15 protein-coding genes are annotated in these 12,638 nt (G+C 62.8%); 4 read left to right on the top strand and 11 right to left on the bottom strand.

Annotated elements, in window-relative coordinates:
* Positions 1–20: 20 nt before the first annotated feature.
* The 11 genes from NO934_RS08705 to ffh form a co-directional block, all read right to left on the bottom strand.
* A complete protein-coding gene (locus tag NO934_RS08705) occupies positions 21–359 on the bottom strand; it encodes a DUF2794 domain-containing protein (RefSeq protein ID WP_309163690.1) in 339 nt (112 codons plus the stop codon).
* 374 nt (positions 360–733) lie between these two features.
* Positions 734–1,465, bottom strand: a complete 732-nt coding sequence (locus NO934_RS08700) for a DUF1223 domain-containing protein (protein WP_309163550.1) — start codon at positions 1,463–1,465, stop codon at positions 734–736.
* A 38-nt stretch (positions 1,466–1,503) separates the two neighbouring features.
* Positions 1,504–2,949 (bottom strand): protein adenylyltransferase SelO family protein, encoded by a 1,446-nt coding sequence (locus tag NO934_RS08695; RefSeq protein WP_309163549.1) that lies wholly within the window; start codon positions 2,947–2,949, stop codon positions 1,504–1,506.
* Between the two features lie 40 nt (positions 2,950–2,989).
* Positions 2,990–3,760, bottom strand: coding sequence for an anti-sigma factor (locus NO934_RS08690; RefSeq protein ID WP_309163548.1), 771 nt, complete (start codon positions 3,758–3,760; stop codon positions 2,990–2,992).
* A 13-nt stretch (positions 3,761–3,773) separates the two neighbouring features.
* Entirely contained in the window at positions 3,774–4,265 is a 492-nt protein-coding gene (locus NO934_RS08685; RefSeq protein ID WP_309163547.1) for an RNA polymerase sigma factor, read from the bottom strand.
* A 52-nt stretch (positions 4,266–4,317) separates the two neighbouring features.
* Positions 4,318–4,707 (bottom strand): hypothetical protein, encoded by a 390-nt coding sequence (locus tag NO934_RS08680; protein WP_309163544.1) that lies wholly within the window; start codon positions 4,705–4,707, stop codon positions 4,318–4,320.
* Positions 4,708–4,851: 144 nt separating this feature from the next.
* Complete coding sequence (gene rplS, locus NO934_RS08675) at positions 4,852–5,421, bottom strand: 50S ribosomal protein L19 (RefSeq protein WP_309163541.1); 570 nt, start codon at positions 5,419–5,421, stop codon at positions 4,852–4,854.
* A gap of 118 nt (positions 5,422–5,539) precedes the next feature.
* Positions 5,540–6,238 (bottom strand): tRNA (guanosine(37)-N1)-methyltransferase TrmD, encoded by a 699-nt coding sequence (trmD, locus tag NO934_RS08670; RefSeq protein ID WP_309163540.1) that lies wholly within the window; start codon positions 6,236–6,238, stop codon positions 5,540–5,542.
* Positions 6,235–6,804, bottom strand: coding sequence for a ribosome maturation factor RimM (rimM, locus tag NO934_RS08665; RefSeq protein ID WP_309163538.1), 570 nt, complete (start codon positions 6,802–6,804; stop codon positions 6,235–6,237). Before rimM ends, trmD begins: the two co-directional genes overlap by 4 nt.
* A gap of 6 nt (positions 6,805–6,810) precedes the next feature.
* Positions 6,811–7,212, bottom strand: coding sequence for a 30S ribosomal protein S16 (gene rpsP, locus NO934_RS08660; protein WP_309163537.1), 402 nt, complete (start codon positions 7,210–7,212; stop codon positions 6,811–6,813).
* A gap of 36 nt (positions 7,213–7,248) precedes the next feature.
* A complete protein-coding gene (gene ffh / locus NO934_RS08655; RefSeq protein ID WP_309163536.1) occupies positions 7,249–8,790 on the bottom strand; it encodes a signal recognition particle protein in 1,542 nt (513 codons plus the stop codon).
* A 287-nt stretch (positions 8,791–9,077) separates the two neighbouring features.
* Between ffh and dapF the strand changes: the two genes are divergently transcribed.
* Genes dapF through ftsY form a run of 4 tightly spaced genes read left to right on the top strand, consistent with a single transcriptional unit; the run spans position 9,078 to position 12,638 of the window.
* Positions 9,078–9,944 (top strand): diaminopimelate epimerase, encoded by an 867-nt coding sequence (gene dapF, locus NO934_RS08650; protein ID WP_309163535.1) that lies wholly within the window; start codon positions 9,078–9,080, stop codon positions 9,942–9,944.
* Complete coding sequence (mtaB, locus tag NO934_RS08645; protein ID WP_309163533.1) at positions 9,941–11,203, top strand: tRNA (N(6)-L-threonylcarbamoyladenosine(37)-C(2))-methylthiotransferase MtaB; 1,263 nt, start codon at positions 9,941–9,943, stop codon at positions 11,201–11,203. The genes dapF and mtaB overlap by 4 nt, the downstream gene beginning before the upstream one ends.
* Complete coding sequence (locus NO934_RS08640; RefSeq protein ID WP_309163531.1) at positions 11,200–11,403, top strand: hypothetical protein; 204 nt, start codon at positions 11,200–11,202, stop codon at positions 11,401–11,403. Before mtaB ends, NO934_RS08640 begins: the two co-directional genes overlap by 4 nt.
* 2 nt (positions 11,404–11,405) lie before the next feature.
* Positions 11,406–12,638: a signal recognition particle-docking protein FtsY gene (ftsY, locus tag NO934_RS08635; RefSeq protein ID WP_309163530.1), complete on the top strand. Its 1,233-nt coding sequence runs from the start codon at positions 11,406–11,408 to the stop codon at positions 12,636–12,638.

Here is a 12,638-nt window from a genome sequence, read left to right as displayed (position 1 = left end):
CTTGAAATTTTAAGCCTGGTCTACCGCACGACGTAGAGCTGGGGATCGAGAACACGCAGCACGGCGGCAAGGTCATGCCCGCGCTTGAGCACGCGGCCATCGCTGCCGATGACCATATACTGCCCCTGCCGGCGCGCCAGCTTGGGATTTTTCTCCACAACGAAAAGCGGCCGTTCCGACGTGCGCTGATAGATGGAGAACATGGCCCGCTCGCGTCCGAAATCGAGGGCATAATCGCGCCATTCTCCAGCAGCGACCTTGCGGCCGTAGACATTGAGGATAAGGGCGAGTTCCTTGCGGTCGAAGCTGACGACGGTATGTGGCCGGGCCTGGGACGAGGGGGAGGAAAGCGTCAAGATGCTGCCCTTCTGGCTGTCATAGCGCTCGTTCAAACCGGCCCGCCTCCGTTTCAGCTTTACTGTCCAATCCGATGATCCTCCCGTTCGTTCCCGGACGCAAGAGGTTTGAGCGCGTCCGAGGGGTGGCGCAAACTCACCCACAATTGAACCGATTTAAGCCACAATCCCTCCCTTCTCATGCCCCATTGCGAAATTAGCTTACGATCATTGCCTCCAGTTAGCCGGCCTCCGGATCCACCGAGCCCCCAAACCATGGATCCGGTAGGCCGGCGCCCTTCCCGGTCTTGCCTTCCGGGATTTAAGGCTCTTAGGAGACTCCTCCAAAATCGCTTTGCTCCCCGTCATCATGCGATGCGGGGAGTTTTGTTTTCCGCCTAACGGGAAAACGCCGAGGCGCCCAGTATGCGGCCGGGGAGTTGGCCGTTCTTCTCCTGCACAATCACCGCGGCGCCATCCGAATGGGTGCCCAGGATTTCTTCGAGCGGAATGACGATCTCGGCGCCCTCTTCGGGATCCCACATGCCGATCGCCTGCCGTCCCGTCACGATATGGGTATAGGCCAGCGCCCGGCCCGAATTCTCGCCCCGCTCGATCGCCACTTCCGCGCTGTCGCGATAGGTGACGACCCAGACCACGGCAGGAGGCAATGATGAATCGGCGGGCGCCTCAAAGGTGATGGATTGTTCCCCATTGGCGCGCAACGACACCGAAAGCGGCGAGACGGCTTCTTCGATGGCCCGCTCGGCTTCGGCGGCGTCCGAACCCACCACCGCCGTCTGCCCGTTGATCACCATTTGCGGGGTATAGATGCGCATCTTGCCCCAGCTTTCAGCATAGGCCTTCTGCAATTCGGTGTTGGCGGGCAGTGCGAAGGTGTCCTGCCAGCCGATATAATCCCAATAATCGATATGATAGCCCAGGGCGACCACGTCGTCGCGCATGCCGAGGTCGGAAAGCAGCTCGTCGGCGTCGGGACAACGCGAACAGCCTTGGCTGGTGAACAGCTCGACCACGGTTTCCGCATTGTCGCGAATCTCCACGGCACCGGCTGGAGCGGCGACAAGGAGCGGCATGGCGGCGAGAAGGCGGAAAGGTCGGACGATCATAGGCCAGTTTTGTACGCGTTCGCGCAGCGGCCCGCCAGTCAATTGATGGTGAAACTTTCGATCCCGTAGGCGCGGCCCATGTCCTCGATTTCGGCCAGAGCTGCCTCCAATAGCGACCAATCATCATTCTGGGCGATCGGTGCCCAGATCGCCTCGACCTCTTCGATCAGCATGGTCCTTGGCCGCGATCGGCTGAAATAGGGGTGATCGAGATTGGCGTCGGGTGCGGTTTCATAGTCATCGAGCAATGCTCTGAGCGCCGCAAAGCTCTCGCTGCCATAACTCGACGCCTCCGGGCTGTCTCCGGCGCGCTTTTCCGAGGCCATCCCGCCGCGCCAATCGAAAAACACCTGCTCATAGGCTGGCCTCTCGGCCTCCATGAAGGAGAAAAAGGCGGAAAGAAGCTGACTGTCAGCCGTTGCTCCGCGTGAAACCACGCCAAGCCTTTTGACCACGACCTGCGCCAGGGATCGCTGAAAGGCCGGCCAGAAGCGGTTGAGTTGGGGTTCGAGCTTTTCGACGCTCGAAAGCGGCACCAGGCATTCGGCCAGCCGCGTCATGTTCCACGCCAGCGCATCGGGCTGGCGCCCGAAGGCATAAAGCCCGGTTTCGTCGAAATAGGCTGCCGTGAACAAGGGATCATAGCGCGGAAGAAACCGCCACGGACCGTAATCGAAGCTTTCGCCGGTGATGTTGGTGTTGTCGGTATTGAGCACCCCGTGGACGAACCCCGCGCCAATCCATTGCGTTCCTACCCGCGCCACGCTTTCGGCCACGGCGCCGAGCAGGCCGGGCACGCGATCATCGGCCGGCAGATCACCGAGGTTGGGATAATAGTGAGCGATCGCATGGTCGACGAGCCGCGCCATCCCCGCGTGATCTCCCAGATAGTCGAGACGCTGGAAGGTTCCGATGCGGATATGGGAATGGGAGAGCCGCACCAGAACCGAGGAGCGCGTTGGCGATGGTTCATCGCCGCGATAGAGCGCCTCGCCAGTCTCGATCAGGGAAAAGCTCTTGGATGTCTCGACACCGAGCGCCTCGAGCATTGTGGTCGCCAGCACTTCCCGAACGCCGCCCTTGAGCGTCAGCCGCCCGTCCCCTCCCCGCGACCACGGCGTCGTGCCCGAACCCTTGGTGCCGAAATCGAGCAGCTTGCCGTCGACGGGATCATAGGCCTGGGCAAAGAGAAAGCCGCGCCCATCGCCCAGATCGGGATTGTAGCTCTGGAATTGGTGGCCGTGATAGCGCAGCGCCAGCGGCGCCTCGAAGCTGCCCGGGAGCGGCTGGAACCGGGCGAAATGGGAAATCCATTGCTCCTGCGTCAGCCCACCAAGTCCCATGCGTTCGGCCCATCGCCGGTTGCGGTGGCGCAGAATTGTCTTGGGAAAGTCGGCCGGGGAAACGATATCGTAAAACGCATCGCCCAACTGGGCGTGAACCGTTGCGCCTTTGGACCGGGAGATCACATCGCCATCCTTCATGCCCAGCCAACGCGACAGTCCGCGACTGGTTTCGGTTCGCTTAGATGGTTTCGAAATGAGCGTAAACAGCGCGCGAGATGTCTTCGAGATCGCCGCGGTCGAGAAAACCCGAAATGGCATAAGCGATCGGCCCGTCCACCCAGCGGAAGGTGTTGACCCCATCCTCGGCTGAAAACTGGAAGGCTGTGTCCCGCGCGCCCGCATTGCGCGCCAGAAGAATGGTGGCCCGATCCCCTTGCGGGTTCTCATACATCAGCATGGCGCCGGGACGTCCGCCCAGCGGCAGCAGCCGCCCGCCCACCAATTCGAAGCCCAGATCGGCAAGGCTGGGGGCGGTAAAGGGTTTCTCGATGCGGTTGCCCAGCCAGGTGACCAGATGATCGCGCTCGGCCGCGCCGACTTCGACCGGATGGCGGACCTCGCGCACATAGGTGAGAAAGACATCCCGCGCCGCCACGTCAAGCCATTGCGCTTCAGAACCGGGCTGCATCAACACGCCGCGCGCGGCATAGCCCGCGCCGCTCCCGAGCCCAAAGGCAATAAGCAATGCGGCGGCGATCGCCGGCCAATTGGCAAGCCATCGGCGTGAGGAGGAACGCTCGGGAATATCGGCCGCTGTCGCGAAGCCATAACCGGCGAGAGTATCGAAAAGCGCCGCTTCGTTGGCGCGCCAGCTCTCGATCTCCCGCGCCAGCTCGGGATGGTCGAGGAGATAGGCCCGCACCAACGCCTCCCGATCCGCGTCCAGCCGGCCATCGGCATAGGCGTTGAGATCGTCTTCGGTGGGAGGGTCGGTGTCGGGTCTGGTCATCGGCGCTGCAAAATCATCGATTGGCGAGGGAGTGAATGGAATGATGGGCCAGCAATTCGCTCAATTGCCGCCTGGCGCGCGAAAGCCGGGACATGACGGTGCCGATCGGAATATCGAGGATCGCCGCCACCTCGGCATAGGCGCGCCCTTCGATGGCGACGAGCAGCAGCACCGCACGAGCTTCGGGCTGGAGCGTATCGAGAGCGCGCATCAGCGTGTTCTGCAACAGCGGATCGGGGGCGCTCGTCTCGTCGGCGAGTTCGCTCTCATCGGCCATCGCATGGAGCGCCGGCTGGCGCGCCCGGCCCCGCAATCTGTTGCGGTTGAGATTGGTCATGATCGTATAGAGCCAGGCGCGTCCGTTCTCGCCGCGCCACTGCTTTTCGTTCTCGATGGCACGCAACACCGTGGCCTGGAAAAGGTCTTCGGCCTCCTCCCGGTTTCCCGTCAGCCCGTGTGCATAGCGCCTGAGCGCCGGCAGATGGGTTAAAAGCGCCTCTCGCATCCGGTACCGTCCCGGCGCGACCTGCCAAATGGCCGCGCCGGACACACTACCATCAAGGACGCGCCACGTCCCAATTGCCCCCGACCCCATCGCCGGACGTCATGCCCGGCTCGGTGTCGTTGATCCAGTAATAGAGCGGCATGCCGTCCTTGGCCCACATCAAGGTGCCATCGGTGCGCTCGACGATGGAATAGGGTTCTTCGGCTTCATCGCCCTCCTCGGCGAAAAACGGCGGCCAGTTTTCGGCGCATTGATCATAGCAGTTCGAAACCCCCTCCTCGTCATTGCGGAAGGTGTAGAGGACCATGCCCTCGGAATCGGCGATGACCTCGCCGATATCAGTTTCGAGGGTTTGGACGTCCGGCGCGGCAAAAGCGGCACCCGCCGACAGGGCCAGCGCGGCCGCGCCGGTGGCGAGCCGGATAAAAAGACGAAGCGACATGATGGTCTCCCTTTTGAGCACTGGGCATGCGCCGCGCGCACGCCCTCACGCCCTTAAAGACACCGCCGCCTTCCGATTTATTCCGGGCGACAAGAAAAAAGCCCGGTCGATGACCGGGCTTTTCCATTTCGAAATCGGCGAAACTTATTCGCTCTTGTTCTCTTCGGCAGGCGCTGCATCGGCAGCGGCTGCGGCTTCCGCAGCGGCGGCCTCTTCGGCAGCCTTCTTTTCAGCGGCTTCCTGAGCGGCCATTTCGGCAGCCAGGGCCTCGGCAGCGGCGATCTTTTCGGCTTCGCGGGCGGCGCGGGCGTCCGCAGCGGCCTGGCGCTCATCGGCCTCGATGCGCTTGGTGCGGGCGTTGGTGGATTCGAAAATACGGGCCGCCTTGCCGCGACGATCGCGCAGATAGTAGAGCTTGGCGCGACGGACCTTACCGCGCTTCAAAACTTCGATGCGGTCGATCATCGGCGAGTGGATGGGGAACACGCGCTCCACGCCTTCGCCATAGGAGATCTTGCGTACGGTGAAGCTTTCCATCAGCCCACCGCCGGAACGGGCGATCACCACGCCTTCATAGGCCTGGAGACGTTCCTTTTCGCCTTCGCGGATCTTGACCCACACCTTGACGGTGTCGCCATGGGAAAATTCGGGGATGGCACGTTTTGCAACGAGCGCATCGAGCTGCTCTTTTTCGAGCTGCTGAATGATGTTCATATCGATTTCCGTTCTATCTTTTCACTGGAGCCCCTTGTGGAGCCCGGTCTTGTTTGGACGGATCGGGATATATCCCGACAAAGTCGAGCGCGGCTATACACGCGAAACGACCAAGAGTCTAGGGCTTCTCGACCATGCGCGCCCAAAGATCGGGCCGGCGCTCGCGCGTCAGCGCTTCGGACTGCTCACGCCGCCATTTCTCGATCCTGCCGTGATCGCCCGAGGTGAGGACCGGTGGAATCTCGCGGCCTTCGAAAACCTGCGGCCTTGTATATTGCGGATATTCGAGCAGCCCGTTCTCAAAACTCTCGTCCGCATGACTCTCCGCGGCTCCGAGTACCCCCGGCAACAGCCGTACAACCGCTTCGAGCAGCACCATTGCGGCCACTTCGCCGCCTGCCAGGACATAATCGCCGATGGAGATTTCTTCGAGTTCGCGCGCTTCGATCACCCGCTGGTCCACGCCCTCGAACCGCCCGCAGACGATCACCGCTCCCGGCCCGGCCTCAAGCTCGCGCACCCGCTTCTGGGTCAGCGGCTTCCCTCTGGGGCTCATGAGGATTTTGGGCCTCGGGTCTTCGGACGGCGCTACATCGTCAAGCGCAGCGCCCAGGATGTCGGCGCGCAGGACCATGCCCGCTCCGCCGCCGGACGGTGTGTCATCGACGGTGCGATGCTTGTCGGCGGCGTAATTGCGCAGGAAATGGATATCGAGCGACCAGGCGCCATTCTCGATCCCGCGTCCGATCACCGAAGCGCCGAGCGGTCCGGGAAACAGATCGGGGAACAGCGTTATGACCGAAGCGCGGAAACTCATTGCGCTTCGTCCGGATCACGATCCTCCGGATCGCGCGGGGTATCTTCGAGCCAGCCCTGGGGCGGAACGGCGACGACATAGCCCTCGGAAATATGGAGTTCGGGCACCACGGCCTTGGTAAAGGGAAGGTAAACCGATTTCCGCGTGCCCGCCAGCCGCACGTCCAAAAGGTCGTCGGAGCCGAAATTCTCGATCGTCGAAATGGTGCCCAGCACGGTCCCGTCGCCGTGGCGCACCTCGAGCCCGATCAGGTCGGCATGGTAGAATTCGTCTTCGTCGGGCGCCTCGAGCTGCTCGCGATTCACATAGAGCGAGACGCCATTGAGCTTTTCGGCCTCGTTGCGGTCGGTTACCCCCTTGAGCGTGGCGATCACCACGTTCTTGGCGACCCGCGCCTTGGCGATGGAAACCGAAAGGCCCTTGCGGTCGGTTTGAAGCGGATCATAGCCGGCAATAGCCAAGGGGTCTTCGGTGAACGCTGTTATGCGCACCTCCCCCTTGATCCCATGGGCCGCACCGATGCGGCCCATGAGAATGCGGGTGTCCGGCTGGTTTGGCCCGGCCACCTTGTCTTACTCGGCGGGAGCTTCTTCAGCCGGGGCTTCTTCGGCCGGAGCAGCTGCGGCTTCCTTGGCGGCTTCTTCGGCGGCGCGCTTTTCCTCGGCGCGCTCAAGCGCCTTGGCGCCCGGCTTGCCCTTGTTGGGGTTGTTGCGCGCTTCGCGCTTCAGAAGGCCGGCGGCATCGAGGAAGCGTTCCACACGGTCGGTCGGCTGCGCGCCGTTCTTGAGCCAGTGGGTGGCGCGATCGGTATCGATCACCACGCGCTTTTCGTCGCCCTTTTCGAGCATCGGATTGTACGAACCGATACGCTCGATCACGCGGCCATCGCGCGGCGAACGGGCATCGGCAACGACGACATGGTAGTAGGGGCGCTTCTTGGAGCCGGCGCGAGCCAGGCGGATCTTGATAGCCATGATTGGTCTTTCAGTTTTTAAGAGTTGATCTAAGGGTTACTTCTTTTTTCCGGGCAGCCCCGGGAGCCCCGGGAAACTCGAACCGCCAAGGCCGGGAAGGCCGGGCAATCCGCCTCCGCCCCCCTGCTTGACGAGTTTGGAAAAATCATCGGGCAGCTTGGAGGGATCGCCTCCCATCTGCTTTGCCATCTGCTCGATCTGGGCCGGGTCCATGTCGGGCATGCCGCCCATCATTTTCTTGCCCATGCCGCCGAACATATTGGCCAGCCCGCCGGCACCGCCGCGGGAAACCTTTTTCATCATGTCCGCCATCTGGCGGTGCATCTTGATGAGCTTGTTGATTTCCGACACTTCCACCCCGGCGCCGGCAGCGATGCGCTTGCGGCGCGAGGCGTTCAAAAGATCGGGCTTTTCCCGTTCCTTTTTCGTCATCGACTGGATGATGGCGATCTGGCGATCGAACATCTTGTCGCCCATCTTGCCCTCGGGCAGGTTCTTGGCCATCTGGCCCATGCCCGGCATCATCTTCATGAGCGAGGCCATGCCGCCCATCTTCTTCATCTGCTCGAGTTGGCCTTTGAGATCGTCCAGGTCGAACTGACCCTTCTTCATCTTCTTGGCCATCTTCTGGGCGTCTTCGGCCGAAACCGTCGCGGCGGCTTTTTCCACCAGCGAGACGATGTCGCCCATGCCCAGAATGCGGTCGGCGATGCGCTTGGGATGGAAATCTTCCAGCGCGTCCATCTTTTCGCCGACACCGATCAGCTTGATCGGCTTGCCGGTCGCCGCCCGCATCGAGAGCGCCGCGCCCCCGCGCCCGTCACCATCCACGCGGGTGAGGACGATACCGGTGACGTCGACTCGCTGGTCGAACGAGCGGGCCAGATTGACGGCATCCTGGCCGGTCAGGCTATCGGCGACGAGCAGGATTTCATGCGGATTGGAGACGCGCTTGATCTCGGCGGTCTCCTCCATCAACTCTTCGTCGATATGGGTGCGGCCCGCGGTATCGAGCATCACCACATCGTAACCGCCGGTCTTCGCGCTCGAAATGGCGCGTTTGGCGATCTCGACCGCCGATTGGCCGGGGATGATTTCGAGAACATCGACCCCGATCTGGCCGCCCAGCGTCTTCAATTGCTCCATAGCCGCCGGGCGGCGCGTATCGAGGGAGGCGAGCAGGACGCGCTTGTTCTGCTTGTCTTTCAGCCGCTTGGCGATCTTGCCGGTGGTGGTGGTCTTGCCCGAGCCCTGCAGGCCGACCATCAGGATCGGCACCGGAGCGGGCGCATTGAGCGAAATCGGCACCGCCTCTTCGCCCAAGACGGCGACAAGTTCGTCATGGACGATCTTGATCACCTGCTGGCCGGGCTTGACCGAGCGGGTGACTTCCGCGCCCACGGCGCGCTGGCCCACCTGCTCGGTAAAGGCCCGCACCACTTCGAGCGAAACGTCGGCCTCGATCAGCGCGCGGCGGACTTCACGCAGCGCGGCTTGCACATCGGCTTCGCTGAGCGCACCTCTCCCGGTGATCCCGGAAAAGATCTTGCCCAAGCGGTCTGACAGGCTTTCAAACATAGGTTTCGCTCATTTATCTCGTGTCAGCGGTGACCGGAATATGGGTCACATGCGGTCAAATGCAAAGCGCACCCGCGGGCGCAACGCGCTGACGGGTGTTGACCGGATGCCTCTCGGGCAGCCTAGTGACTCTATATTCCATCGTTTCTGACAGAAGGTCGGGCGGCTTATACGGGCGAGGGGTGCAAGAGTCAATTGCCGCGGCGGCAGGCGCAAAGGTGGAAATCTCAATGCTTTTGCGCCATATAGGCCGATACGCACAGTAAACCCGAGCCCAAAACCCTGCCATGACCGCGCCGCTGCCCTATCTCAAGATGAATGGCCTTGGAAACGACTTCGTCGTCCTTGATGCGCGAGACAAGAAAATTGCCCTGTCGCGCCAAGAGGTTATCGGCATTTCCGACCGGGCAAAGGGCATCGGCTGCGACCAGCTAATCATCATAGAAAATGACGGCACCCAAGGCGTCGACGTCTTCATGCGCATCTACAATGCCGAGGGCGGCGAGGTCGACGCCTGCGGCAACGCCACGCGCTGCATCGCCGCACTGGTGGGCGGGGAAACCGGCAAGGATGCAGTCACCATCCGCACCAATGCCGGCATCATTGCGACCCGCATCGATGGCGATCTCGTCACCGCCGATATGGGCGTCCCTCGCTTTGCCTGGGACCAGATCCCGCTCGCCGAGCCCTTCGCCGACACCACAGGGATCGAGCTCCAGGTCGGGCCGATCGATGCGCCGGTGCTGCACACCCCTTCGGTGGTCAATGTCGGCAACCCGCACGCAATCTTCTGGGTCGATGATCTTGAGGCCCACGACCTCGCCAAGTTCGGCCCCATGCTGGAAAACCATCCCCTTTTTCCCGAACGCGCCAACATCACCATCGCCCAGGTGCTTTCGGACGAGAGCATCAGGGTCAAGGTCTGGGAGCGCGGCGCCGGGCTGACGCTGGCCTGCGGCACCGCAGCCTGCGCCACCGCCGTCGCCGCCGCGCGCAAGGGCCTGACCGGCCGCAAGGTCACGATCGAACTTCCCGGCGGTCCGCTCGATATCGAATGGCGCGCTTCGGACGATCGTATCTTGATGACCGGTCCCTGGGCCCTCGACGGCGAGGGCGTGGTTCCAGCCGCTCTCCTTGGAGAGAACGCCGCATGAGCATCGAAACCATCACCTTCGGGTGCCGGCTCAACGCCTATGAATCGGAGGTCATGAAGGCCGAGGCGGCAAAGTCGGGGCTGACCGACGCCATCATCGTCAACACCTGCGCGGTGACCGCCGAGGCGGTGCGGCAGGCCAAGCAGACCATCAGAAAGGCCCGCCGCGACAACCCGGAGGCCAGGATTATCGTCACCGGCTGCGCCGCGCAGACCCAGGCGCGCGATTTCGGCGACATGGCCGAAGTGGACCTGGTGATCGGCAACAACGACAAGCTCAAAGCCGAGAGCTACCAGCCCATCGCCTTCGGGGTGCCCCTCAACGACAAGGTGCAGGTCAACGACATCATGAGCGTGACCGAAACCGCCGGCCACCTGATCGATGGGCTGGACGGCCGGGCCCGCGCTTTCGTCCAGGTCCAGAACGGGTGCGATCACCGCTGCACCTTTTGTATCATCCCCTATGGGCGCGGCCCGTCGCGCTCGGTGCCCATGGGCGTGGTCGTCGACCAGATCAAGCGGCTCTGCGACAACGGCTATGCCGAAATCGTGCTGACCGGCGTGGACATCACCTCTTATGGCGGCGATCTGCCCGGCGCGCCGACGCTCGGCAAGCTCACCCAGGCGATTTTGAAGCACGTCCCCGCCCTGCCCCGCCTGCGCATCTCCTCGATCGATTCCATAGAAGCCGATCCGGCGCTCTATGAGGCCGTGAGCGATCCCCGCCTGATGCCGCATTTGCATCTGTCGCTGCAATCGGGCGACGACTTGATTTTAAAGCGCATGAAGCGCCGCCATTCGCGCGCCGACGCGCTCGACATCGTCGAAAAGCTGCGCGGATTGCGCCCCGACATGGTGTTCGGCGCCGATATCATCGCCGGTTTCCCGACCGAAACCGACGAGATGTTCGAAAACACTTATCGCTTCGTTTCCGAAGCCGATCTCACCTATCTGCATGTCTTCCCCTATTCGCCGCGCGAGGGCACCCCGGCGGCGCGCATGCCCCAGGTCGCAAAGCGGGTGGCGCGCGAGCGCGCCGCGCGGCTGCGCGCCCTGGGCGAAGAACAGTTCGCAAAGCTTTGCGCCTCGCGCATCGGACGGCGCGAAAACGTGCTGATCGAGCGCGAAGGCATGGGCCGCACGGAACAGTTCGTGCCCGTGCGGCTTTCCGCCGGTAAGCCCGGCGAGATCATTTCCACTTCGATCAGCGGCACCGATGTGGCCGGGCTCGTCGGAGAGCCCGAAAGGCAAGCAGCATGAGCACCAAGCTCCCGCCCCAAACCGCCAAGGACATGTTCAAGACCGAGCGCGACAAAGACGACAAGTCCGAAACCAAACGGGCTCTCGAGCGCAGCGCCACGCATCGGGAGAGACGCGATGGCGATGAGCCCGAAACGGGCAAGGACAAACTCGAGCGCGCCGCCGAACAGAACGACCGGCGCAACAAAGACAACGGATAGGCATGGCCGAAAACAAAAAGCCCTCGCTCTGGGATCGTATGCTCGGCCGCACGCAGGCGCCGGCCGAGCAGCCCAAGCCCACCCCTCCTGCTGACGATCAAGACAGCCGCGATGCCGCTCCACCCGAAATGCAGGTGGAGTGGGTTGAAAAAGGCCACCCCGGCGCGCCCGAGCGCGAACCCCCGACGCCTGAAGATGTCACCGACCCCCTCGAGCATCCCGACGCCATCGAGGATGAAATCACGGGCGATCCCGAAGCCCCGGCGGAAGGTTCCGAGCCTGAGCCCGCCCCGCCTGCGCCCGGACAGGCGGAAAAGCCCAGGAACTGGTTCCAGCGGCTGAGCGACGGGCTCAAGCGCTCGTCGGACAATCTCTCCAATTCGATCGGTGCGATCTTCACCAAGCGCCGGCTCGATGAGGCAACGCTGCAGGACCTCGAGGATACGCTCATCGCCGCCGATCTGGGGATCGACACGGCCATGGCGATCACCGACAGGCTGCGGGCCGAAAAGTTCGACAAGGATATCTCCACCGACGACGTGCGCGAGGTTCTGGCAGCGGAAGTTGAATCCGTCCTCGGGCCCGTGGCCGAGCCTCTCGCCGTCGATCCGGGCAAGAAACCTTTCGTGATCCTCATGGTCGGGGTCAACGGTTCGGGCAAGACGACGACGATCGGCAAACTCACGGCCAAATACAAGGCCGAGGGCAGATCCGTCCTGCTGGCTGCCGGCGACACCTTCCGCGCCGCCGCCGTCGAACAGCTCCAGGTCTGGGGGCAGCGCAACGATGTCGAGGTTTTGACGCGCCCAACCGGCGCCGATGCCTCGGGGCTGGCCTTCGATGCCGTGGCCAAGGCGCAGGAAACCGGCACCGATATCGTGATCATCGATACCGCCGGACGCTTGCAGAACCGGTCCGAATTGATGGACGAGCTTGAAAAGATCATCAGGGTCATCAAAAAGCGTGACGCCACCGCCCCGCACGCAACGCTTCTGACCCTCGATGCGACGACAGGCCAGAATGCCCTTAATCAGGTCGAAATCTTCGGGCAGAAAGCCGGTGTCACGGGGCTCGTGATGACCAAGCTCGATGGAACGGCGCGCGGCGGCATCCTTGTTGCCATCGCCAGGAAATTCGGCCTGCCGATCCATTTCATCGGCGTTGGCGAATCCATCGGCGATCTCGAACCCTTCAGCGCCGCCGATTTCGCCCGCGCCATCGCGGGCAGGGAGTAA

The sequence above is a fragment of the Pelagibacterium sp. H642 genome, assembly GCF_031202855.1.
In the GTDB taxonomy this organism is placed as follows: Bacteria; Pseudomonadota; Alphaproteobacteria; order Rhizobiales; family Devosiaceae; genus Pelagibacterium.
This window is presented reverse-complemented; position numbering and strand designations above follow the sequence as displayed.

Coding starts and splice junctions, on each gene's coding strand:
- NO934_RS08700 (WP_309163550.1), bottom strand. CDS start 1,465: ATGATCGTCCGACCTTTCCGCCTTCTCGCCGCCATGCCGCTCCTTGTC.
- NO934_RS08695 (WP_309163549.1), bottom strand. CDS start 2,949: ATGAAGGATGGCGATGTGATCTCCCGGTCCAAAGGCGCAACGGTTCAC.
- NO934_RS08690 (WP_309163548.1), bottom strand. CDS start 3,760: ATGACCAGACCCGACACCGACCCTCCCACCGAAGACGATCTCAACGCC.
- NO934_RS08685 (WP_309163547.1), bottom strand. CDS start 4,265: ATGCGAGAGGCGCTTTTAACCCATCTGCCGGCGCTCAGGCGCTATGCA.
- NO934_RS08680 (WP_309163544.1), bottom strand. CDS start 4,707: ATGTCGCTTCGTCTTTTTATCCGGCTCGCCACCGGCGCGGCCGCGCTG.
- rplS (WP_309163541.1), bottom strand. CDS start 5,421: ATGAACATCATTCAGCAGCTCGAAAAAGAGCAGCTCGATGCGCTCGTT.
- trmD (WP_309163540.1), bottom strand. CDS start 6,238: ATGAGTTTCCGCGCTTCGGTCATAACGCTGTTCCCCGATCTGTTTCCC.
- rpsP (WP_309163537.1), bottom strand. CDS start 7,212: ATGGCTATCAAGATCCGCCTGGCTCGCGCCGGCTCCAAGAAGCGCCCC.
- ffh (WP_309163536.1), bottom strand. CDS start 8,790: ATGTTTGAAAGCCTGTCAGACCGCTTGGGCAAGATCTTTTCCGGGATC.
- dapF (WP_309163535.1), top strand. CDS start 9,078: ATGACCGCGCCGCTGCCCTATCTCAAGATGAATGGCCTTGGAAACGAC.
- mtaB (WP_309163533.1), top strand. CDS start 9,941: ATGAGCATCGAAACCATCACCTTCGGGTGCCGGCTCAACGCCTATGAA.
- NO934_RS08640 (WP_309163531.1), top strand. CDS start 11,200: ATGAGCACCAAGCTCCCGCCCCAAACCGCCAAGGACATGTTCAAGACC.
- ftsY (WP_309163530.1), top strand. CDS start 11,406: ATGGCCGAAAACAAAAAGCCCTCGCTCTGGGATCGTATGCTCGGCCGC.